Origin of the sequence: Burkholderia ubonensis (genome assembly GCF_902833085.1) — a bacterium.
GTDB classification, from domain to species: domain Bacteria; phylum Pseudomonadota; class Gammaproteobacteria; order Burkholderiales; family Burkholderiaceae; genus Burkholderia; species Burkholderia ubonensis.
Genome location: NZ_CADFEB010000002.1, coordinates 372,719 through 394,657, shown reverse-complemented (window position 1 = coordinate 394,657; position 21,939 = coordinate 372,719). Strand labels below are relative to the sequence as shown.

Genomic DNA, 21,939 nt, shown 5'->3' with positions numbered 1-21,939 from the left:
GAAGTGAAATCAATGACGGCCGGCCGCGAGATACGCGAGCCAGTGGCGCTCCGCACGGCGAAACGCCGCGACGAGTGCGAACGATACCGCAAGATAGATCAGCGCGGCGATGCCGAATGACTGGAACGCCATGTAGGTCGCGGAATTCGCGTCGCGCGCGACCTTCAGGATGTCCGGCACCGTCGCCGTGAATGCGACCGTCGTCGCGTGCAGCATCAGGATCACCTCGTTGCTGTACAGCGGCAGCGCACGGCGCAGCGCCGACGGCAGGATCACGCGGCGGTACATCGTGAACGGCGTCATCCCGTACGCACGCGCCGCCTCGACCTCGCCGTGCGGAATCGCGCGGATCGCGCCGGCGAAAATCTCGGTCGTGTACGCGCAGGTGTTCAGCGCGAACGCGAGAATCGCGCAGTTGAAGCCGCTCCTGAAGAACGCGTCGAGCAGCGAGTGCGAGCGCACGAACTCCAGGCTGTACATGCCCGTGTACATCAGCAGCAACTGCACGTAGAGCGGCGTGCCGCGGAACACGTAGGTGTAGAAGCGCACCGGCATCGACACCCATTTCTTCTTCGACACCCGCGCGACCGCCAGCGGCACCGCGCAGACGAAGCCGAGCGAAATCGACGCGACGAGCAGCCACAGCGTAACCGCAAGGCCCGACAGGCGCTGGCCGTCCCAGTAAAGGAACGCCTGGCCAAATTCCTGGAGAATCTCGATCATAGTTCTGCGTGGCGCACGCCCATGGAATAACGCTTCTCGAGCTGCATCAGCACGAGGTTGGAAACGGTCGTGATCGCGAGATAGATCAGCGCCGCGACGAGGATGAAGAAGAACATGTTGAACGTGCTCTTGCCCGCGTCCTGCGCCGCCTTCACGACGTCGGCCAGGCCGATGATCGACACCAGCGCGGTCGCCTTCACGAGCACCTGCCAGTTGTTGCCGATGCCCGGCAGCGCGAAGCGCATCATCTGAGGAAACATGATCCGCGCGAACACCCGCATCCCGCTCATCCCGTAGGCCGCCCCCGCCTCGAGCTGGCCGCGCGGCACCGACAGGAACGCGCCGCGGAACGTCTCCGTGAAATACGCGCCGTAGATGAAGCCGAGCGTCAGCACGCCCGCGACGAACGGATCGATGTCGATCTGCTCCCAGCCGGCCAGGTCGGTCAGCTGGTTCAGCCAGATCTGGATGCTGTAGAACAGCAGCAGCATCAGGACGAGATCGGGCACCGAGCGGATCAGCGTCGTATAACCGGTCGCGAGCGAACGCAGCGCCCGGTTGTGCGACAACTTAGCCACCGCGCCGATCAGCCCGAGCACCACCGCAGTGGCGAGCGACAGCACCGACAGCTCGATCGTCTGCACGGTGCCCGCCCACAGGACGGGACCAAAGCCGTAAAGAAACACGCGCGTCTCCAGAACGTGAATGAAAGCCGGCACAATTTCCTGTCCGCGCCGGGCTGACGCGCATAGTCGCAAGCGAAAATACTTGTCTCAAATTAGTGTCCGCGCGGTTGCTGCGTCGCAACAATCCGCTTCACGATTCGCAACTGCGTGCTAATTGCCTGTTTCGAAACGAAAAAGCCCGCTTCCTGACAGTCGGGCAACAGGTCGGGAAGCGGACTTTTTGCAATATTCCGGTCGCTTTTTCGATATAGCGACGGAGGCGGACGATTGATGACGAAACGGTCGCGGACGGCGCGCCGCGGTCAGCGCCCTTTCAGGATGTCGGAGCGCGACGTCGTGTACACGCGCCCGTCCGGGCCGAAATGCACGTTGAAGAACGCGTCCTGGTTGACGCCGTCCTCGAGCCAGCGCCAGCTCCACACCGTTTCGGGCTTGAGCGGATATTGCGCGATCTCGCCCGGCTTGCCGAGCAGGCGCCGCACCTCGTCCTCGCTCATCCCGGGCGCCACCTTCGCGAAGTTGGCCGCGGTCAGCACCTGCGTCGCGCCCATGTAGCGCCCGTTCGCGTCGATATCGACGAACCAGGTCTGGTTGCCCATCGGGCCGCGCGGATACTCGAAGCGCTTCGAGCCGTCGGTGAACACGCGCTCGGTCTCCGGCGGGCCCATCGTGCCGCGGATGTCGGCCTCGGTCGACTCGCCCGGCTTCAGGCCCTTCAGCAGCAATTGAGCCGGCTTGATCGCCTTGAAGAAGTCCCGGATGCGTTGCACGTTGAGCTCGCCTTGCTTGTCGTCGCACGCGGACAGCGCCAGCGCGGCAGCCAGCACGGCGACGGGGAACAGCCTGAAACGGAAAGTCATCGATGGAAATGCGCGTCGTGGAAAACACGCGGCAAGCATACCCGCGCGCCGCCAAAAGCGCGAGACGGGCGCGCGGCCCGTCTCGTTCAGTGCGTCGGTTCGGTTTCGCGCGCGGCGGCCTGCGCCTGCGCCTGCGGTGCGGGCGGCACGCTCGCCGTCATCCGGCGCCGCGTATGGGCAAGCTCGGCGAGCTGCCAGGAGCCGAGCGCGAGGCAGCCGAACACGACCTCGCGGGCGCGCTTCACGAGCGCGAGCGACAGCGCCGTATCGCGGTCGACGCCGAACATCTGCGCGAGCAGCACGACGGTCGCCTCCTGCACGCCGAGGCCGCCCGGCACCATGAACGCAGCGTGGCGCGCGGCCTGGGTCATCGCCTCGATCGCGAGCGCGCCGCCGATCGACACCGGATGGCCGAGCAGTTCGAGCGCCCAGTAGATCTCGAGCGCGCCGAGCGCATAGCCGGCCAATTGCCAGAAGAATGCGCTGAACAGCAGGCCCGTGCGCGACATCAGCGCGTCGATGTCCGCGTCGAGGCGCCGGCCGTCGACGCCCTGCAGCAGCCGGTGCGAATCGCCGAGCAGGCGGCCCGCGAAGCGCTCGATCGCATGGAAGATGCCGCCGCGCCGCATCAGCACGACGCCGAGCACCGGCAGCGGCAGCGACAGCAGCAGCGCGAGGCCGATCGTCCCGGCATCGACGTCGCGCGTCGTCGCGAGCAGCAGCACGAGGCCGAGCGCGGCGAACGCATACTGGACGACGATCGTCACGAGCACCTCGACGATCACCGACGCGGTCACGCGGCTCGCGTCCGGGGTCCGCCAGCGCACGAGGCGAATGCCGACGATCTCGCCGCCGATGCCGACCACCGGCAGCAGCCGGTTCACGGCCTCGCGCACGGTCGCGACCCACCACAGGAACGGCAGCGAGCTGCGCTTGTCGAGCAGCAGGTGCCACGCATACGCGTCGAGCAGCAGCGGCAGCGCGTGGAACGGCACGAGCCACAGGAGCGCGAACCCGGCGCGCCCGATCATCTGCGTGACGTCGCCGACGCCGTCATGCAGCACCAGCGCGAGCAGGATCGCGATGCCGATCGGCCAGCCGAGCCATTTGATCCACTTGCTCACGACGGCTGCGCTCCCGGTTGGCGCGCCGCGCGCGGCGCGCGCGACGGCGGGGTCTGGCCGAACACGTCGGCGAAACCGCCCGTCGCGACGCCGGCCGCCTTCAGCGCGGCGGCGACGCGCGGCGACAGCAGCGCGTCCAGCTCGTCGACGGGACGGTAGCCGGCCATCGTCGGTGTGATCGGGCCGTCGCCCGCCTCGGCCGGATGGCAATAGATCTCGCCGACGCCCGTCGGCAGGCTCGCGAGCGCGTCGAGCAGCACCGCCTCGTCCATGCCGCCCGTGTGCTCGATGCCGACCACGTAGTCGTTGTGTGCAAGCCCCGCGCGGTCGAGCCGCGCGCGCACGAGCCCGATCCACGGCTTGAGCCATGCGGGCGCGGTCGTCTCGTACGGCAGCCGGACCGCGCGCAGCCCGTAGTCGCGGCCGATCTCGACGATCATCGACAGCACGGTCGGATGCAGATGGAAATGCTTGTGCGCGTTCACGTGGTCGAGCGGCAGGCCGCTCGCCGCGAACGCGTCGAACTGCGCGCGGATCTCGCGGCGCAGCTGCGCACGAACGTGCGGCAGGAAGAAGAAGCGGCAGCCGTCCTTCGCCATCGCGTCGCCGAACCGCCCGTCGGGGCCGACGAGCGCGGGAATCTCACGGGCGGGCAGCGTGGCCGGGCCGTCCGCGAGGACGAGATGCAGGCCGACCGCGAGCGACGGCAGCCGCCGCGCGCGTTCGATCGCATCGGCCGCGGCCGGCGCGGCGACCATCAGGCTCGCGGCGTTCAGCACGCCGTCGCGATGCGCGCGCTCGACCGCCGCGTTGACGCGCGGATGCAGCCCGAAGTCGTCCGCGGTGAAGATGAGCGCCCGCGCCGCCCGCTGCGTCGTCACGAATCAGGCCTCGTGCGCGCGCAGGAAACGGAAGAATTCGACGCCCTCGCGCAGACGGCGCTTCATCATGTCCCAGCTCGTCAGCATCTCGCGGACGATCTCCCAGATCTTCGACGGACGGAAGTAGAACTCGCGATAGAACTGCTCGAGATGGTGATAGATCTCGTCGCGCGACAGATGCGCGTAGCCGATCGCCGCGAGCTGCACGCCTTCCTTGCTCACCAGGTTGATGGTCTTGTTCTCTTCCATCCAGCCGTTTTCCACGGCCTGCTTGTAGAGCGTCGTGCCCGGATACGGCGCGGCGAGCGAGACCTGGATCGTGTGCGGATTGATTTCCTTCGCGTACTCGATCGTCTTCTTGATGGTTTCCTGCGTCTCGCCCGGCAGGCCGAGAATGAAGGTGCCGTGGATCTTGATGCCGAGCTTCTTGCAGTCCGCGCTGAAGCGGCGCGCGAAATCGGTGCGCACGCCCTTCTTGATGTTCACGAGGATCTGGTCGTCGCCGGATTCGAAGCCGACCAGCAGCAGGCGCAGGCCGTTTTCCTTCATGACCTTGAGCGTCTTGTACGGCACGTTGGCCTTCGCGTTGCACGACCACGTCATGCCGAGCTTGCCCAGACCGATGGCGATCGCTTCGGCGCGCGGCAGATCGTCGGTGAAGGTGTCGTCGTCGAACATCAGTTCCTTCACTTCCGGCATGTTGTCGCGGATCCACTTCGCTTCCGCGAGCACGTTCTCGACCGAGCGCGTGCGGTAGCGATGGCCGCTGACCGTCTGCGGCCACAGGCAGAACGTGCAGCGCGACTTGCAGCCGCGGCCCGTGTAGATCGACACGTACGGGTAGTTCAGGTAGCCGATGAAGTAGTTGTCGATCTTCAGGTCGCGCTTGTAGATGGGCGCGACGAACGGCAGTTCGTCCATGTTCTCGAGGATCGGACGCGCTTCGTTGTGCTCGATCGAGCCGTCCTTCGCGCGCCAGCTCAAGCCCTTGATCTCGGGGAACGGCTTGCCTTCGGCGATTTCCTTGCAGGTGTAGTCGAATTCCTCGCGGCACACGAAGTCGATTGCCTCGCTCGCCGTGAGCGAGTTGTGCGGATCGACCATCACCTTCGCGCCCACCATGCCGACCAGCATCGACGGCTTCATCTTCTTGAGGTCCTGCGCGAACATCGCGTCGGTCGGGAACGACGGCGTGCTCGTGTGGATGATCACGAGGTCGTAGTCGTTCGCGATCTTCAGCGTTTCCTCGACCGACAGGCCGTCGGCCGGCGCATCGACGACGCGGCTGCCCGCCACGAGCGCGGCCGGCTGCGCGAGCCACGTCGGATACCAGAAGGAACGGATTTCACGCTTCGCCTGGTAGCGCGAGCCGGCACCACCGTCGAAGCCGTCGTACGAAGGGGCCTGCAAGAACAGGGTTTTCATCAATGCTCCGGTAGCCTGCATAGTTCGAGTTCGTTTCAAGAATCTAGTAAAAAAAACCGCGGGCTGCCCACCTGGGCGCCCGCCTCTCGTCATGGTTGGTCGGCCTGCGCCGTGCCGTTCAGCGGCCGTCGCCGCCCTCCACGGCCGTCGCGCGCTCGCCGCCGACGACCGTCATCCTGGCGCCGCGCCACACGACCTGCGTGCCGAACGCCGCAACGAGCCACTCGAGCGCGAGCAGCGTGTCGCGCACCGCGATCAGCGGCAAATCGCGCCAGAACGCGCGCCAGCCGTCCTCGCCGCGCGCGTGCAGCACGAGCCGGCCGAACGCGCCTGCCGCCGTCGCCGCGCCCGCCAGCGTGCCGGCGAACGTGCCGTCGAGACGCAGCGCAAGCCCCGCGCCGATCGCGAGCCACGGCGCGGTGAACGTGATGAACAGGAACGCGAAACCGGCCGGATTCAGCGACCGGATCGTGCGCAGCCAGCGCGTTTCGCGGTGCCAGAGCGGCCCGAACGCCGCCTCGATCACATCGGTCGCGACTTCGACCTCCGACAGCACCGTGCGCCGCCCGAGGCGGCGCGGCAGCTCGGCGAGCCAGAAATCGTCGGCCAGCTCGTCCTTCAGCGCCTTGAAGCCGCCGATCCGGTCGAGCGTGTCGCGCGTCAGCGCGAGCGTCGCGCCGAAGCCGAAGCGGCTCGAGCGACCGAGGTGCGTGATCCGCACCGACGGCGCGAACCACGCGTCGACGAACTGCGCGCCGATGCGCGTCCAGAACCCGCCGACACTGCGCGCATGATACAGGCAAGTGACGACGCCGACCGACGCATCGGCGAGCGGCGCCGTCACGCGCTCGAGATAATCCGGCTTCACCGCGATGTCGCTGTCGGCGATCACGATCCGCCCGTACTTCGCGCGCTCGGCAAGATTGATCAGGTTGCTGACCTTCAGGTTCTTGCCGTACACGCGCGCGTCGATCACGAGCGTGATGTCGCACTCCGGGTAGTCCGCGCGCAGCCGCTCGACGACCGCCACCGCCGGGTCCGACGCCGACGCGACGCCGAACAGCACCTCGTAGCGCGGATGGCGCTGCTCGCAGAACGTCGCGAGATTCTCGTACAGGTGCGGCTCCGCGCCGCACAGCGGCTTCAGCACGCTGACGGGCGCGAAACCGTCGCGCGCGGCCGTGCGCGGCGTGCGCGGACGCGGCGCGAACGCCGCGACGAGCGCATACCCGGCCGCAGCCAGCGTGAACGCAACCAGCAGCCACTCGATGAGCGATACGGCTGACGACGTCATGCGCACCGCCCTGCGGCGGCCGTGCCGCGGCGGTGATCGAACGGACAAGCGATGATGGATGATTCGATTGGGACGAACGCGGGCACGACCCGACTCCTTGTTCCGGCAGCGTCTGTATCAGGGGCATGCGATGCTCGAAAGCAGCCCTGCCCCGCTTGAGAGGCGCTCCTGCGCAACGCGCGGGCAAAACGCAGAAAATGCGAACGGCAACCGTGAGCGCGAGATGGACAATCGCCGGATTTTAACAGCCGGCGATACCCCGCGCTCGAACACGCCATGAAACGGACTGATGCAAAACCGTCAAATCCGGACGGCCGCCATTCTTTCGATGCAGCCTCGTTAACCCTAGCGTAAGCGGTTTGCAGGCGTATTGCAGTCTCCAAATCTTGGCCTTTCGTGGTTTTTTGTGTCTACGCACAAATTCGCACCCAATCTCCGTAAAATTTCGTAATTTTCAGATTATTACGTTGATTACGGAAACAATCGATACGCACGGCCCGGGCATCCCTGATGGCCGCAGGGATATCCGCGCGTCGCCAGCGCGATCCGGAACCCTTTGGCAAAATCTTCCGCATCTGTTGCGTCCGCGCATCACCGCGCGCCCTCACGTTCGAAGGCCCATCCGATGATTCCGTTTTCCGTACTCGATCTCGCCCCCATTCCGACCGGCGCCGACGCCGCGCAGGCGTTCCGCAACACCCTCGATCTCGCGCAGCATGCCGAGCGCTGGGGCTACCACCGCTACTGGCTCGCCGAGCACCACAACATGCCGGGCATCGCGAGCGCGGCGACCGCCGTCGTGATCGGCCACGTCGCCGGCGGCACGCGGACGATCCGCGTCGGCTCGGGCGGCATCATGCTGCCGAACCATTCGCCGCTCGTGATCGCCGAGCAGTTCGGCACGCTCGCGTCGCTGTACCCGGGCCGGATCGATCTCGGCCTCGGCCGTGCGCCCGGCACCGACCAGACCACGTCGCGCGCGCTACGCCGCGACCTGCTCGGCAGCGCCGATGCGTTCCCCGACGACGTGGCCGAGCTGCTGCGCTACTTCGCCGAGCCGGCGGCCGGCCAGCGCGTACGCGCGGTGCCCGGCGCGGGGCTCGACGTGCCGGTCTGGCTGCTCGGCTCGAGCCTGTTCAGCGCGCAGCTCGCCGCGATGCTCGGCCTGCCGTTCGCGTTCGCGTCGCACTTCGCGCCGGACTACCTGACGCGCGCGCTCGAGCTCTATCGCGCGCAATACCGGCCGTCGGCCGCGTGGCCGAAACCGTATGCGATGGTCGGGGTGAACGTGTTCGCGGCGCAAACCGATGCCGAGGCGCGACGCCTGTTCACGTCGCTGCAGCAGCAGTTCCTGAACCTGCGGCGCGGCACGCCGGGCAAGCTGCCGCCGCCCGTCGACGTGCTCGAGGCAACCGAGCTGGAGCTGGCGAGCGTCGCGCATTCGCTGTCGTTCGCCGCGGTCGGCTCGCGCGATACCGTGCGCGACAGGCTGCGCGAGCGGATCGCGCAGACCGGCGCGGACGAGCTGATCATCACCGCGCAGATCCACGATCACGCGGCGCGGCTGCGCTCGTTCGAGCTCGCCGCGCAGATTCGCGACGAGCTTGCGAGCGAGGCGCGCTAGCGCAGCACGTCAGGCAGCACGCCTGCCGTCGCGCCGCAGGGCGGCCCCGCTATTGCGGATGCGCCTGCGCGAGCCCGTCGAGCAGCGCCTTGTGGAACGCGTCCGGATCCTGGATCTGCGGCGCGTGGCCGAGCGCCGCGAACTCGACGAGCTGCGCGCCGGGAATCGCCGCCTGCGTGCGCTTCGCGAGTTCGGGATAGCGCCCGAGCTTCGCGTGGACGTCGGGCGGCGCGACGTCCTTGCCGATCGCGGTGGTGTCCTTGTCGCCGATCATCAGCAAGGTCGGCACGCGGATCGCGCCCAGCTCGTAGACCACCGGCTGCGTGAGGATCATGTCGTAGAGCAGCGCGGAATTCCATGCGACCGCGTCGCGGCCCGGCCCGCGGTACATCCCCGCGAGCATCTGCACCCAGCGCTCGTAGGACGGCGACCACTTGCCCGCGTAGTACGTCGCCTGCTCGTAGCGGCGGATGCCGTCGGCGCTCGTCTTCAGCTCGCGTGCGTACCAGTAGTCGACCGACAGCGGCGGCACGCCGAGCGCCTTCCAGTCTTCCAGCCCGATCGGGTTGACGAGCACGAGCTGCTCGGTCGCCTTCGGATACATCAGCGCGTAGCGCATCGCGAGCATGCCGCCCGTCGAGTGGCCGACGAGCGTCGCCGACTTCACGCCGATCGATTCGAGCAGCGCATGCGTGTTGCGCGCGAGCTGCTGGAAGCTGTACTGGTAGCGCTCGGGCTTCGACGACTTGCAGAAGCCGATCTGGTCCGGCGCGATCACGCGATAGCCCGCGTGGCTCAGCACCGCGATCGTCTCCTCCCAGGTCGCCGCGCAGAAGTTCTTCCCGTGCAGCAGCACGACGGTGCGCCCGTTCGGATGCGCGGGCTGCACGTCCATGTACACCATCTCGACGGTCTCGCGCTGCGACACGAACGAATAGCGGTGCACCGGCTCCGGATACGTGAAGCCTTCGAGCCGCGCGCCGTACGCGGGCCCGTCGTTGCCGGCGGGCGCCGGCGCCGGTGCCGCGGCGGACGCCGCGCATGCGGCGGCGAGACCGGCGCCGAGCATGGCGGTGCGGGCGGCGGACAACATCTTGCAAATCGAAACCATGGCGAACACGATGAGTGGAGACGCACGCGAATCACCGGACGGCGCCGCGCACCGCGATTCTACGCGGGTCGCGTTGACGACGGCGCGCAACACTCCGTTGCCGGGCGGCTTTCTCGCACACGACGAACTCGGGTATCGTGTGACGTGAACCTGGCCCGCGTGCAGGCGAATCCCCATGAAAAACGTCCTCAGCATTCAGTCTCACGTGATCTACGGCCACGCCGGCAACAGCGCGGCCGTGTTTCCCATGCAGCGCCTCGGCGTCAACGTCTGGCCGCTCAACACCGTCCAGCTGTCGAATCACATGCAGTACGGCCACTGGGCGGGCAGCGCGATCGACGCCGCGAAGATGGAGCAGCTCGTCGACGGCATCGCCGCGATCGGTGCGCTCAAGCGCTGCGACGCGGTGCTCTCCGGGTTCCTCGGCTCGCCCGCGCAGGCCCGCGCGACGGTCGAGATCGTGCGCGCGGTGAAGGCGACCAATCCGAACGCATGGTACTTCTGCGATCCGGCGATGGGCCAGACGGGCGGCATTCGCCCGGAGCCGGGCGTCGAGGAGTTCATCGTCCACGAGATGCCCGCGCTCGCGGACGGCATGGCGCCGAATCACACCGAACTGCAGAAGCTGGCGGGGCGGCGCATCGAGACCGTCGCCGAAGCCGTCGACGCGTGCCGCGCGCTGATCCGCCGCGGCCCGCAGATCGTGCTCGTCAAGCACCTGCACGACCGCAACAGCCCGGCCGACCGCTTCAACATGCTGGCCGTCACCGCCACCGAGGCCTGGATCGGCCAGCGCCCGCTGTATGCGTTTCCGCGCCATCCGGTCGGCGTCGGCGACCTGACGAGCGCGGTCTTCGTCGCGCGGCGGCTGCGCGGCGATTCGGTGCGCGCGGCGTTCGAACACACGCTCGCGGCCGTGCACGCGGTCGTCAAGGCGACCTATGACGCGCGCCGCTACGAGCTGGAACTGATCGCCGCGCAGGACGAGATCGCGAGCCCGAGCGAGTGGTTCGGCGCGTGGGTCACGGACGTCTGACGGCGCGCGCCGCGTGACGACGCCCGACGCGCATCGCCCGCCGCCGGTCCGTGCCGCGGTTCGTCCCGCGGTTCGCCCCGATGCAGCGGCCGCGACGCCGCACGCTTGCGCACGCCATCCCGCCGCGCTGCCCTGCCCGAGCGCGCAAACGTTTCCACCGCTTCACATGAATGACACCGTTTCGCCGCTATGCTCGCGGCGGCACGGCCCGGCACGCGCCCGCATTCGCGCGCCGGGGCAGCACGCTTGCCTCACTCCCCGCCATCCGGCGCCCATCTTTTCCGCACGATACCGACCATGACCCGATCGACCCGTCGTGACTTCCTGCGCGTCGCCGCCGGCACCGCCGGCGCCACCGCGCTGAACCTCTTCCCGCCCGTGATCCGCGACGCGCTCGCGATTCCCGCGAACCGCCGCACCGGCACGATCCGCGACATCGAGCACGTCGTGATCCTGATGCAGGAGAACCGCTCGTTCGACCATTACTTCGGCACGCTGCGCGGCGTGCGCGGCTTCGGCGACCCGCGCGCGCTGCGCTTGGCGAACGGCAAGTCGGTGTTCCACCAGCCGGTCGGCCTCGCGGAGCTGCTGCCGTTCCATCCGCGTGCCGACAAGCTCGGCATGCAGTTCCTGCAGGACCTGCCGCACGGCTGGCAGGACATGCACGCCGCGTGGAACAAGGGCCGCTACGACCAGTGGGTGCCGAACAAGGGCACGACGACGATGGCGTACCTGAAGCGCGACGACATCCCGTTCCACTACCAGCTCGCCGACGCGTTCACGATCTGCGACGCATACCACTGCGCGATCCCGAGCTCGACCGACCCGAACCGCTACTACATGTGGACGGGCTACGTCGGCAACGACGGCGTCGGCGGCGGCCCGGTGCTCGGCAACGAGGAGAAGGGCTACGGCTGGACCACCTATCCGGAAGTGCTCGAGCAGGCCGGCGTGTCGTGGAAGATCTACCAGGACGTCGGCACGGGCCTCGACGCGAACGGCTCTTGGGGCTGGACGCAGAACCCGTACATCGGCAACTACGGCGACAACGCGCTGCTCTACTTCAACCAGTACCGCACCGCGCAGCCCGGCTCGCCGCTGTACGAGAAGGCGCGCACCGGCACCAACATCAGCGCGGGCGGCACGCTGTTCGACGTGCTGCAGCAGGACGTGAAGAACGGGACGCTGCCGCAGGTGTCGTGGATCTGCGCGCCGGAAGCGTATTCGGAGCACCCGAACTGGCCGGCCAACTACGGCGCGTGGTACATCGAGCAGGTGCTGAAGACGCTCGTGTCGAACCCGGACGTGTGGAGCAAGACCGCGCTCTTCATCACCTACGACGAGAACGACGGCTTCTTCGACCACGTGCCGCCGCCGTTCGCGCCGCAGTCACGCGACAACGGACTGTCGACGGTCGCGACCACCAACGAGGCGTTCCCCGGCGACGCGTCGCACATGGCCGGCCCGTACGGCCTCGGCCCGCGCGTGCCGATGCTCGTCGTGTCGCCATGGACGAAAGGCGGCTGGGTCTGCTCGCAGACGTTCGATCACACGTCGCTGCTGCAATTCATCGAGGCGCGCTTCGGCACGCAGTACGCGGTGACGGCCGGCAACGTGTCGCCGTGGCGGCGCACGGTGTGCGGCGACCTGACGTCCGCGTTCGACTTCGCGTCGACCGACGCGAGCTGGCCGCAACTGCCGGACACGAGCGGCTACGCGCCGCCCGACCGCAACCGCCATCCCGACTACATCCCGGTCCCGCCGCTCGCGCAGAAGCTGCCGAAGCAGGAGGCCGGCCTGCGGCCGGCGCGCGCGCTGCCCTACGAGCTGTTTGCGTACGGCCGGATCGACAACGCGAGCGGCCAGTTCCGGCTCACCTTCGCGAACACCGGCCGCGCGGGCGCGGCGTTCCAGGTCCAGGCGCGCAATCGCGTCGACGGCCCGTGGACCTACACGGTGGAAGCCGGCAAGCGCCTCTCCGACACGTGGAGCCCCGCGCCGTCGCTCGGCCTGTACGACCTCGACGTGTACGGCCCGAACGGCTTCTACTGCCACTTCCGCACCCCCGCCGCACCGGCGGTCGGGCCGGCGAGCGTCAATCCGGAAGTGATCTACGGCTACGACGTCGCGAACGGCAACATCACGCTGCGCCTGATGAACCGCGGCCACCGGGCGGTGCGCCTCAAGGTGACGAGCGCCTACGGCCATGCGCATCCGCGCGTGTTCGACCTGGCGCCCGGCGCGCGCGTCGACGACTACTGGGACCTGCGCGGCAGCCACGGCTGGTACGACCTGACCGTCAGCGACGGCAAGCCGCTCGGCTTCGTGCGCCGCTTCGCCGGCCACGTCGAGACGGGCCGCCCGAGCACGAGCGATCCGCTGATCCGCACCGAGCCGGCATCGGCGTCCGCCGCTGACGACGCGGTCGAGGCCGAGGTCGGGGCCGCCGAGTAACGCCAGCGCCGACACCAAGCCCTGCGCCGGCCGTTCGATGCGGCCGGCGCCCCCTTCCCGCCGCTGCGGACGCGGCATCCGCCACCACGCCCGCCCCGCCGCCGCCCGGCGCGGGAATTCCCTCATCGCCGCTTTCCCTTGTCGCACCGACGCTGTGCGGAAATCCGCACGTTTCGTGCGCCGAATCGACAAGACTCGCCCAATTTGGCCCCCTATAACTCGTCGTCAGACGCTCGGGCCTGCCTTCGGCCGTGCTCGCAGAAGCGTCGCCCGCGCGCGCCGTTGCGCGCGTTCTCGTGTCTCGCCGTCCAAGGAATGAATATGAAATTCCGCCCATCGCTGCTGTCCCTCTCGCTCGCCACCGCGCTCGCCGTCCTCTCGCATCAGGCCGCGCAGGCGGCCGGCGACACCGACATCAAGGTCGGCTTCGCCGCGCCGCTCACCGGCGTCAACGCCGGCTACGGCAAGGATCTGCAGAACGGCGTCCAGCTCGCGCTCGACGACGCCGCCGCGCAGAAGATCCAGATCGCCGGCAAGCCGGCGCGCTTCGATCTCGTCGTGCAGGACGACCAGGCCGACCCGCGAATCGGCGTGCAGGCCGCGCAAAGCCTCGTCGACCAGAACGTGTCGGTCGTCGTCGGCCACTTCAACTCGGGCACGACGATTCCGGCGTCGGTCGTCTACGACAAGGCCGGCATCCCCGTGATCGACCCGGCCGCGACCAACCCGACGCTCACGTCGCGCGGGCTCGCCAACATGTTCATGGTGATCGCGACCGACGGCCAGAACGCCGGCAACGCGGGCCGGTACGCGGTCGACGTGACGAAGGCGAAGCGCATCGCGATCGTCGACGACCGCACCGCTTTCGGCCAGGGCGAAGCGGACGAATTCGAGAAGGCGGTGAAGGCGGCCGGCGGCGCGATCGTCGCGCGCGAATTCACGAGCAACCAGGCGGTCGACTTCCGCGCGCAGATCACCAGCCTGAAAGGCAAGAACCCCGACCTGATCTTCTTCGGCGGCCTCGATTCGCTCGCCGCGAACTTCATCAAGCAGATGCGCCAGCTCGGGCTGAACGCGCAGTTCGTCGGCGGCGGCGGCGTGAAGGACAACGAGTTCATCAAGATCGCCGGCCCCGCCGCGGAAGGCGCGATGGCGTGGGAATACGGCCGGCCGCTCGACGAGCTGCCGCAAGGAAAGGATTTCGAGCAGCGCTTCAGGAAGCGCTTCGGGGCCGACGTGCTGTCGTACGCGCAGTTCGGCTACGACGCGACCTGGGCCGCGATCAAGGCGATGCAGGCGGCCGGCTCGACCGATCCGAAGGTCTATCGGCCGGCGCTCAAGAAGATCGACTTCGAGGGGATCACCGGCCGCATCTCGTTCGCGAACGACGGCTCGCTGAAGAGCGGCATGTCGACGCTTTACCAGGTGAAAAGCGGCGCCTGGAAGACGATCGTGACGAAGGGCGGTTGAGTGCGGAACGCCCGCGCCGGCCTTGCGTCGGCGGCGCGGGCGTCGTCATTCGACGTGATGCACGCTGCAATCATACGATGACTGATATTTGATGAAACCGCGCCGCCGCGCCGAGCCCCGACGGCGCGCGCCGGCGGACCGGCGGCCTACTCGGCGTGCGCGTCCCGCCCCGCCTCGGCCGCCTCGTGCGCGCGGCGCAGCCGCTCCCGGCTGTTGGTCAGGTGCGTGCGCATCGCGGCGCGCGCCGCTTCCGGGTCGTGGCGCGCGATCGCCTCGTAGATGTCCTCGTGCTCGTGGTTCAGCCGGCCCACGTAGCGCTCCAGGTCGTCGCCCGCGAAGCGCGCGGAATTTACCCGCGTGCGCGGGATGATCGACGCGCCGAGCTGCGTCATGATGTCGACGAAATACCGGTTGCCGGTCGATTGCGCGATCTGCAGGTGGAACTGGTAGTCGAGCTGCGCGGTGTCGCGGCCGCCGCCCGAGCCCGATGCGATCGCGTCGAGCGCGCGCCGCAGCGCCGCGAGGTCCGCATCGTTCGCGCGCTGCGCGGCGAGGCTCGCGCACTCGCTCTCGAGGCTGATGCGCAGCTCGAGCACCGCGAGCACGTCGCGCAGCGTCGTGATCGTCGCGGGATCGATGCCGAGCGCCTGGCGGCGCGACGGCTCGAGCACGAAGCTGCCGATGCCGTGACGCGTCTCGACCAGGCCGCTCGCCTGCATCCGCGAGATCGCCTCGCGCACGACCGTGCGGCTCACGCCCTGCGTCGCCATCACTTCGGTTTCGGTCGGCAGCTTGTCGCCGGGACGCAGCGTGCCGTTTTCGATCTGCGCGGTCAGCGCGTCGACGACATCTTGTGCGAGGCTGCGCGCGCGACGACGCGGCGCTGCGGGGAGCGTAGGCACGGACATGGGCCGGTTCCTTTTTGAATATCGTATCGGTAAGCCGAGGGTTTACGCGGGGTTTGAGCGAAAGCCGTCGATTCATTATACTGCGTCACAAGTCATCCGACGACTGATGATCGCTCGATCTGTCTCCTGTCGACCAACGCTGGCATCGGACGATTCGCACCGCTATCGTGGATTCATCGCCCCAGTGCCGCGGTCGTTGCCGTTCCGCGCACGTCGGTTGTCGAATGATCGCACCTCCTGCCGCGCCCGGCAAAGCTTTTGCGGGGCGCGGCGCCCCCCACCCATTTGCCATCGCCGCCCATGAACGCCGCCACTTCCCCGCCCCGACACGACACGCCGCGCATCGTCGACCTGCAAGCGATCCCGGTTGCCGGCCACGACAGCATGCTGCTCAACCTGAGCGGCGCGCACGGTCCGTTCTTTACCCGCAACCTCGTGATCCTGACGGACAGCGCGGGGCGCACCGGCGTCGGCGAAGTGCCGGGCGGCGAGAGCATCCGGCGCACGCTCGACGACGCGCGCGCGCTCGTCGTCGGCCAGCCGGTCGGCAACTACCACGCGGTGCTCAATGACGTGCGCCGCCGCTTCGCGGACCGCGACGCGGGCGGCCGCGGGCTGCAGACCTTCGACCTGCGCACGACGATCCATGCGGTCACCGCGCTCGAAGCCGCGCTGCTCGACCTGCTCGGCCAGCACCTCGGCGTGCCCGTCGCCGCGCTGCTCGGCGAAGGCCAGCAGCGCGAGCGGGTCGAAATGCTCGGCTACCTGTTCTACGTCGGCGACCGCACGCGGACCGCGCTGCCCTACCGCGACAGCAGCGGCGCGACCGACGACTGGACGCGCGTGCGCAACGAGCCCGCGCTGACGCCGGAGGCCGTCGTGCGGCTCGCCGAGGCCGCGCATGCGCGCTACGGCTTCAACGACTTCAAGCTGAAGGGCGGCGTGTTCGAAGGCGCGCGCGAGATCGAGGCCGTGACCGCACTGGCCGAGCGCTTCCCCGGCGCGCGCGTGACGCTCGATCCGAACGGCGCGTGGTCGCTCGACGAGGCCGTGCGGCTGTGCCGCGACCTCCATCACGTGCTGGCGTACGCGGAAGACCCGTGCGGCGCGGAGAACGGCTACTCGGGCCGTGAAGTGATGGCGGAATTCCGCCGCGCGACGGGGCTGCCGACGGCGACCAACATGATCGCGACCGACTGGCGGCAGATGGGCCACGCGGTGCAGTTGCACGCGGTCGACATCCCGCTCGCCGATCCGCATTTCTGGACGATGCAGGGCTCGGTGCGCGTCGCGCAGATGTGCCGCGACTGGGGCCTGACGTGGGGCTCGCATTCGAACAACCACTTCGACGTGTCGCTCGCGATGTTCACGCACGTCGCGGCCGCCGCGCCCGGCAAGGTCACGGCGATCGACACGCACTGGATCTGGCAGGACGGCGAGCAGCTCACGCGCGAGCCGCTGAAGATCGAGAACGGGCTGGTGGACGTGCCGCAGCGGCCGGGGCTCGGCGTCGAGCTCGACATGGACGCGGTCGCGGCCGCGCACGCGCTTTACAAGCAGCACGGCCTCGGCGCGCGCGACGATGCGGCGGCGATGCAGTACCTGATTCCGGGGTGGACGTTCGACAACAAGCGCCCCTGCCTCGCGCGCTGAGCGGCGGGCAGGCCTGCGGCGACGGATCAAACGCGGGCCGGCATTGTCTCCCGCACCGACGCAATGACGCGGCGCGCCGCGCCGGACATGTCAGACGATCTGCTTGAGCGCCGCGTCGAGCGCGAGCACCGCGACGCGGTCACCCTCGGTCGCGAGCGGCGCACGCATCACGATCTGCCGGTTATGGCCGACGGCCGCCGGCGAATCCCACAGCAGCTCGACTTTCGGCCGCTTGAACCAGCTGCCGCGGGGCAGCGCGACGGGCGGCGGGCAGTCCTGCGGCGGGTCGCCCTGAACCTGGCGGCTCGCCGAGCCGGAGCCGGAGTGGCCGGGCCAGCGCACCGACAGCTCGCGCGCGTCGTATTGCCCGACCTTGCGGCTTTCCATCCAGACGATCACGGTGCGCGTCAGCGTATCGAGGGAGATCGCGTAGCGGCCGACCGCGAACCGCCGCGCGGCGACGTTGGTGCGCCACAGCGGCCGCGGCCGGCAGATCCAGACGACGGCCGCGTACAGCGCCGGCGCGGCGACGAGCCAGCCGTTGGTCGCGGTCACCGCATGCATCGCCCGGCGCCAGCCGGCCGCCCACACGTAGACGCCGATCGACCAGACGGCGAACAGGAAACCGATCAGCGCGAAGAAACGGAGCGCCTGGCGCAGCCATTGAGGCAGCGGATGGAACGGGCGCTCGGCGCGCGCGACCGCGCCCGGCAACGCGAGCAGCAGGAAGATCAGGACCAGGTAGACGAATGCCCATGGCGACGACGCCATCGCCGACAACGACTCGCGATAGCCCATCTGCGACATCGAGAACAGCCACCGGGCGAGCAGCACGAGACCGATCGCGCGCAACGCGAAGATCACGCCGGCGCCGGGGGCCGGGGCTGCGCGCGTGGGTTTCGTTCTCGCCAAGACTGCTCTCCTCTCGATGATCTGCGGGGCCGGATTTTACGGCACGGCCATTATAGGGACATTACCGGCTGGACAGACGAACAGCAGGCATGCGCAGGCGCGTTCCGGCCCGTCGCGGCCGCCGCGCGCGGCGAGAATACAACACATTGGCCATCGGCGCCGCAAATGCGACGACGCCCCGCCGGATGACCCGGACGGGGCGTCGCCGTGAAGCCAGCCGCCGCGAGGCGGCCGGCCGGACTCAGCCTGCGTTGACTTCGCGCAGCACGGTGCGGCGCTTCTGGCGCAGCAGCTCTTCGTAGCCCTTCACGTAGTTCTGCGCCATCACCTTCGACGAGAAGCGCGCTTCGAACGCGGCGCGGACCTTCTCGCGCGGCAGCGTGTCCAGGCGCTTGAGCGCCGCGACGGCCGACAGCTCGTCCTCGACGACGAAGCCCGACACGCCGTTCTCGATCACTTCCGGCACCGAGCCGCGCTTGAACGCGATCACCGGCGTGCCGCAGGCCATCGCCTCGATCATCACCAGGCCGAACGGCTCCGGCCAGTCGATCGGGAACAGCAGCGCGTGCGCGTTGCCCAGGAACTCGGTCTTCTCGGATTCGCTGATCTCACCGATGTACTCGACGTGCGGCAGCGCGAACAGCGGCTTGATCTTCTCTTCGTAGTACGCGCGGTCGGCCTTGTCGAGCTTCGCGGCGATCTTGATCGGCAGGCCGGCCTGCTCGGCGATGCGGATCGCCGTGTCGACGCGCTTTTCCGGCGAGATGCGGCCGAGGAACGCGAGGTAGCTCGGCTTCACGTTCGGGATCGGCGTCAGCAGGTTTTCCGGCAGGCCGTGGTAGACGGTCGACAGCCAGTTCGCCTGCGGCAGCGGGATGCGCTGGTTGTCGGAGATCGACACGACCGGCACGTCGCTGAACGCATTGAAGATCGGCTGCAGTTCGGGCAGGTCGAGACGGCCGTGCATCGTCGTCAGATGCGGGACCGGCTGGCGCGAGAACAGCGAGAACGGGTAGTAGTCGATGTGGCAGTGCAGGACGTCGAACTCTTCCGCGCGGCGGCGCACCTGCTCGAGCAGCAGCATGTGCGGGGCCATCACGTCGCGGATCGTCGGGTCGAGGCGCAGCGCCTGCGGCCAGCAGGCTTCGAGCTTCGCGGAGGTTTGCGAATCGCCGCTCGCGAACAGCGTGACGTCATGCCCCATCTCGACGAGCGCTTCGGTCAGGTAGGACACCACCCGTTCGGTACCACCGTACAGCTTCGGGGGAACCGCTTCGTGCAACGGAGCGATTTGGGCGATTCGCATGCGTAACTCCTAAAAAATCGGCAATAAACCAAGCATTGGGTCAGCAGCCTGCCGGCGATCCTGGCTGGACGCAGTTCATCCGACATTCGGACGATTCGGCCTGCTGGCGGCGTCGAACCCGCGCTGCTCGAGGAGCGTCGGCGACGCGACAGGCATAGAACGTTTGAAACGAAGACCCGTTGACAGGGGTTCGTAAAAATACCAAGGCGCGAACCCGGAGCCGATTATCTAGGGTTAATCCCGATACGGCGCACAACATTTCAAACACTTTACTTTGTTACAAAGCGGCAACACTTTGCAACCCGCGGACTTTGGCGTCCGTTCTAGAGTGGAAGGCCCTTTTGGCATTCCTCGCCGCCATCCGCACGACCGGGACCGCGAACGCGGCACCCATCGCATGGCGCGGAATGCCGAATTTTATCCCAAAATTAACTCAGCGCCTCCTGCCGTCGGCAAGATTCGCGCAGCGCGAGGCACGGCCTTGTTTACAATGCCGGATTACGTTGCGCCTGGCCCAAGGTCGGCATCCGGTCCGGCTGCAACGTTCAACCACCGATTCACCGCACGCATATTTTGGAAGCTCTCACCCCTGCCCAGCGCAACGCCTACAACGCGAAGCTGTCGAGCTACGCGCACCGGCCACTCGCGTTCCTGTTCCGCTACATCCGCCTGCATCCGGTCGCGCACTTCGTCGTGCTCTTCAGCGTGCTCGCCGCCGTCGGCTGCGCGCTCGGCTCGCAATACGCGATCAAGCACCTGATCGACGTCCTCGCGACCGGCCGCCACCACCCGGGCCCGCTGTGGAGCGCGTTCGCGCTGCTCGTCGGCCTGATCGCCGCCGACAACCTGCTGTGGCGCGTCGGCGGCTGGTTCGCCGCGCACACGTTCGTCGCGGTCACGGGCGACCTGCGGCGCGACCTGTTCCAGTACCTGATCGGCCACTCGCCGACGTATTACGCGGAAAAGCAGCCCGGCACGCTCGCGAGCCGCATCACCGCGACGTCGAACGCCGTCTATACGTCCGAGAATACGATGGCGTGGAACGTGCTGCCGCCGTGCATCGCGGTGATGGGCGCGATCCTGATGATCATCGTCGTCAACCCGCTGATGGCGGCTGGCCTGCTCGGCTGCTCGGCGGTGCTCTCCGTCGTGCTGTTCAAGCTCGCCGGACGCGGCTCCGCGCGCCATCACGCGTTCGCGGCGAAGGCCGCCGCGGTCGACGGCGAGCTCGTCGACGTGATCGGCAACATGGGCCTCGTGCGCGCGTTCGGGATGACGCTGCGCGAGCAGAAGCGCTTCGGCGCGACGGTCAAGGCCGAGATGGACGCGCGCCAGCAGAGCCTGCTCTATCTTGAAAAGCTGCGGCTGCTGCACGCGGTGATCACCGCGATGCTGTCCGCCGGCCTGCTCGGCTGGGCGCTGTGGCTGTGGGACCAGGGCAAAGCGACCTCGGGCGACATCGTGCTGGTCAGCTCGCTCGGCTTCACGATCCTGCACGGCACGCGCGACCTCGCGGTCGCGCTCGTCGACGTCACGCAGCATGTCGCGCGTCTCGCCGAAGCCGTGAAGACGCTGCTCGAACCGCACGGGATGCCGGACCACTCCGACGCGGTGCCGCTCGCCGCATCGGGCGGCCGCGTCGACTTCGAGCGCGTGACGTTCGCGTATCCGCACCGCCGCCCGATCCTCGACCACTTCGAGCTGCACATCGAGCCGGGCCAGCGCGTCGGCCTGATCGGCAAGTCCGGCGCCGGCAAGTCGACCGTACTCGCGCTGCTGCAGCGCTTCTACGACACCCAGGACGGCGTCGTGAAGGTCGACGGCCAGGACGTGAAGTCGATCACGCAGGACAGCCTGCGCCATGCGATCGCGCTCGTCCCGCAGGACATCTCGCTGATGCACCGGTCGATCTACGACAACATCGCGTACGGCCGCCCCGACGCGTCGCGCGACGAGGTGCTCGCCGCCGCGCGCGATGCGCGCTGCGCGGAGTTCATCGAGGCGATGCCGGAAGGCTACGACACGATCGTCGGCGACCGCGGCGTCAAGCTGTCCGGCGGCCAGCGCCAGCGCATCGCGATCGCGCGCGCGATCCTGAAGAACGCGCCGATCCTGCTGCTCGACGAGGCGACGTCGGCGCTCGACAGCGCGTCGGAGGAAGCGATCCAGAGCGCGCTCGACCGCCTGATGGTCGGCCGCACGGTGATCGCGATCGCACACCGCCTGTCGACGCTGCGCAATTTCGACCGGATCATCGTGATGAGCAGCGGCAAGGTGATCGACGACGGCAATCCGGAAGTCCTGCGCAACCGCCCCGGCCTGTACCGCGACCTGCTCGCGAAACAGCACGGCCGCCAGCACGTGGCGCCCGACGGCGGCCCGGCGGCCGGTGAACGCGTCGCCTGACGCGCGGCGCATCCGCTCAAAAACAAAGCCGCAGTGCATCACGCACCGCGGCTTTTTTCATTCCCG

Annotated in this window: 17 protein-coding genes; 6 read left to right on the top strand and 11 right to left on the bottom strand. The window is 68.3% G+C overall.

Annotation, left to right across the window (positions count from 1 at the left end; all coding sequences use genetic code 11):
• Positions 1–9: 9 nt before the first annotated feature.
• From HWX31_RS05860 to hpnI, 7 genes are all read right to left on the bottom strand, one after another.
• Positions 10–723, bottom strand: a complete 714-nt coding sequence (locus HWX31_RS05860) for an ABC transporter permease (RefSeq protein WP_042583511.1) — start codon at positions 721–723, stop codon at positions 10–12.
• Positions 720–1,409 (bottom strand): ABC transporter permease, encoded by a 690-nt coding sequence (locus tag HWX31_RS05855; protein WP_174965153.1) that lies wholly within the window; start codon positions 1,407–1,409, stop codon positions 720–722. The genes HWX31_RS05860 and HWX31_RS05855 overlap by 4 nt, the downstream gene beginning before the upstream one ends.
• Before the next feature lie 302 nt (positions 1,410–1,711).
• Positions 1,712–2,269, bottom strand: a complete 558-nt coding sequence (locus HWX31_RS05850) for a hypothetical protein (RefSeq protein WP_059653196.1) — start codon at positions 2,267–2,269, stop codon at positions 1,712–1,714.
• An 86-nt stretch (positions 2,270–2,355) separates the two neighbouring features.
• Positions 2,356–3,393: a lysylphosphatidylglycerol synthase domain-containing protein gene (locus HWX31_RS05845; protein ID WP_174965154.1), complete on the bottom strand. Its 1,038-nt coding sequence runs from the start codon at positions 3,391–3,393 to the stop codon at positions 2,356–2,358.
• Positions 3,390–4,274 (bottom strand): hopanoid biosynthesis-associated protein HpnK, encoded by an 885-nt coding sequence (gene hpnK / locus HWX31_RS05840; RefSeq protein ID WP_174965155.1) that lies wholly within the window; start codon positions 4,272–4,274, stop codon positions 3,390–3,392. The genes HWX31_RS05845 and hpnK overlap by 4 nt, the downstream gene beginning before the upstream one ends.
• Before the next feature lie 3 nt (positions 4,275–4,277).
• Positions 4,278–5,699, bottom strand: a complete 1,422-nt coding sequence (gene hpnJ / locus HWX31_RS05835) for a hopanoid biosynthesis associated radical SAM protein HpnJ (protein WP_174965156.1) — start codon at positions 5,697–5,699, stop codon at positions 4,278–4,280.
• A 118-nt stretch (positions 5,700–5,817) separates the two neighbouring features.
• Positions 5,818–6,993, bottom strand: a complete 1,176-nt coding sequence (gene hpnI, locus HWX31_RS05830) for a bacteriohopanetetrol glucosamine biosynthesis glycosyltransferase HpnI (protein WP_174965157.1) — start codon at positions 6,991–6,993, stop codon at positions 5,818–5,820.
• 625 nt (positions 6,994–7,618) lie between these two features.
• Between hpnI and HWX31_RS05825 the strand changes: the two genes are divergently transcribed.
• Complete coding sequence (locus HWX31_RS05825) at positions 7,619–8,617, top strand: LLM class flavin-dependent oxidoreductase (protein WP_174965158.1); 999 nt, start codon at positions 7,619–7,621, stop codon at positions 8,615–8,617.
• A gap of 49 nt (positions 8,618–8,666) precedes the next feature.
• Here HWX31_RS05825 and HWX31_RS05820 read toward each other — a convergent pair whose 3' ends face one another.
• Entirely contained in the window at positions 8,667–9,728 is a 1,062-nt protein-coding gene (locus HWX31_RS05820; protein WP_174965159.1) for an alpha/beta fold hydrolase, read from the bottom strand.
• A gap of 175 nt (positions 9,729–9,903) precedes the next feature.
• Here HWX31_RS05820 and pdxY point away from each other — a divergent pair, with 175 nt between their 5' ends.
• From pdxY to HWX31_RS05805, 3 genes are all read left to right on the top strand, one after another.
• Positions 9,904–10,764, top strand: a complete 861-nt coding sequence (pdxY, locus tag HWX31_RS05815; RefSeq protein WP_059614657.1) for a pyridoxal kinase PdxY — start codon at positions 9,904–9,906, stop codon at positions 10,762–10,764.
• Between the two features lie 297 nt (positions 10,765–11,061).
• Positions 11,062–13,218 carry a phosphocholine-specific phospholipase C gene (locus HWX31_RS05810; protein WP_174965160.1) on the top strand — a complete coding sequence of 719 codons (2,157 nt, stop codon included), beginning with the start codon at positions 11,062–11,064 and terminating at the stop codon, positions 13,216–13,218.
• A gap of 321 nt (positions 13,219–13,539) precedes the next feature.
• Positions 13,540–14,688 (top strand): branched-chain amino acid ABC transporter substrate-binding protein, encoded by a 1,149-nt coding sequence (locus HWX31_RS05805; protein WP_174965161.1) that lies wholly within the window; start codon positions 13,540–13,542, stop codon positions 14,686–14,688.
• Between the two features lie 146 nt (positions 14,689–14,834).
• On the opposite strand, the gene HWX31_RS05800 is transcribed toward HWX31_RS05805, so the two are convergent.
• Positions 14,835–15,596 carry a FadR/GntR family transcriptional regulator gene (locus HWX31_RS05800; protein ID WP_059614661.1) on the bottom strand — a complete coding sequence of 254 codons (762 nt, stop codon included), beginning with the start codon at positions 15,594–15,596 and terminating at the stop codon, positions 14,835–14,837.
• 300 nt (positions 15,597–15,896) lie between these two features.
• Between HWX31_RS05800 and gudD the strand changes: the two genes are divergently transcribed.
• Positions 15,897–17,249 (top strand): glucarate dehydratase, encoded by a 1,353-nt coding sequence (gudD, locus tag HWX31_RS05795; RefSeq protein WP_059909705.1) that lies wholly within the window; start codon positions 15,897–15,899, stop codon positions 17,247–17,249.
• Positions 17,250–17,339: 90 nt separating this feature from the next.
• On the opposite strand, the gene HWX31_RS05790 is transcribed toward gudD, so the two are convergent.
• Entirely contained in the window at positions 17,340–18,161 is an 822-nt protein-coding gene (locus tag HWX31_RS05790) for a hypothetical protein (protein ID WP_059909708.1), read from the bottom strand.
• Between the two features lie 241 nt (positions 18,162–18,402).
• Positions 18,403–19,467, bottom strand: a complete 1,065-nt coding sequence (locus HWX31_RS05785; protein ID WP_044844742.1) for a glycosyltransferase family 4 protein — start codon at positions 19,465–19,467, stop codon at positions 18,403–18,405.
• 573 nt (positions 19,468–20,040) lie between these two features.
• Here HWX31_RS05785 and HWX31_RS05780 point away from each other — a divergent pair.
• On the top strand, positions 20,041–21,873 hold the full coding sequence (locus HWX31_RS05780; RefSeq protein ID WP_059614667.1) for an ABC transporter ATP-binding protein: 1,833 nt from the start codon (positions 20,041–20,043) through the stop codon (positions 21,871–21,873).
• The last annotated feature ends 66 nt before the right edge of the window (positions 21,874–21,939 follow it).

Coding starts and splice junctions, on each gene's coding strand:
- HWX31_RS05800 (WP_059614661.1), bottom strand. CDS start 15,596: ATGTCCGTGCCTACGCTCCCCGCAGCGCCGCGTCGTCGCGCGCGCAGC.
- pdxY (WP_059614657.1), top strand. CDS start 9,904: ATGAAAAACGTCCTCAGCATTCAGTCTCACGTGATCTACGGCCACGCC.
- HWX31_RS05825 (WP_174965158.1), top strand. CDS start 7,619: ATGATTCCGTTTTCCGTACTCGATCTCGCCCCCATTCCGACCGGCGCC.
- hpnJ (WP_174965156.1), bottom strand. CDS start 5,699: ATGAAAACCCTGTTCTTGCAGGCCCCTTCGTACGACGGCTTCGACGGT.
- gudD (WP_059909705.1), top strand. CDS start 15,897: ATGAACGCCGCCACTTCCCCGCCCCGACACGACACGCCGCGCATCGTC.
- HWX31_RS05860 (WP_042583511.1), bottom strand. CDS start 723: ATGATCGAGATTCTCCAGGAATTTGGCCAGGCGTTCCTTTACTGGGAC.
- HWX31_RS05810 (WP_174965160.1), top strand. CDS start 11,062: ATGACCCGATCGACCCGTCGTGACTTCCTGCGCGTCGCCGCCGGCACC.
- HWX31_RS05820 (WP_174965159.1), bottom strand. CDS start 9,728: ATGGTTTCGATTTGCAAGATGTTGTCCGCCGCCCGCACCGCCATGCTC.
- HWX31_RS05850 (WP_059653196.1), bottom strand. CDS start 2,269: ATGACTTTCCGTTTCAGGCTGTTCCCCGTCGCCGTGCTGGCTGCCGCG.
- HWX31_RS05785 (WP_044844742.1), bottom strand. CDS start 19,467: ATGCGAATCGCCCAAATCGCTCCGTTGCACGAAGCGGTTCCCCCGAAG.
- HWX31_RS05805 (WP_174965161.1), top strand. CDS start 13,540: ATGAAATTCCGCCCATCGCTGCTGTCCCTCTCGCTCGCCACCGCGCTC.
- hpnI (WP_174965157.1), bottom strand. CDS start 6,993: ATGACGTCGTCAGCCGTATCGCTCATCGAGTGGCTGCTGGTTGCGTTC.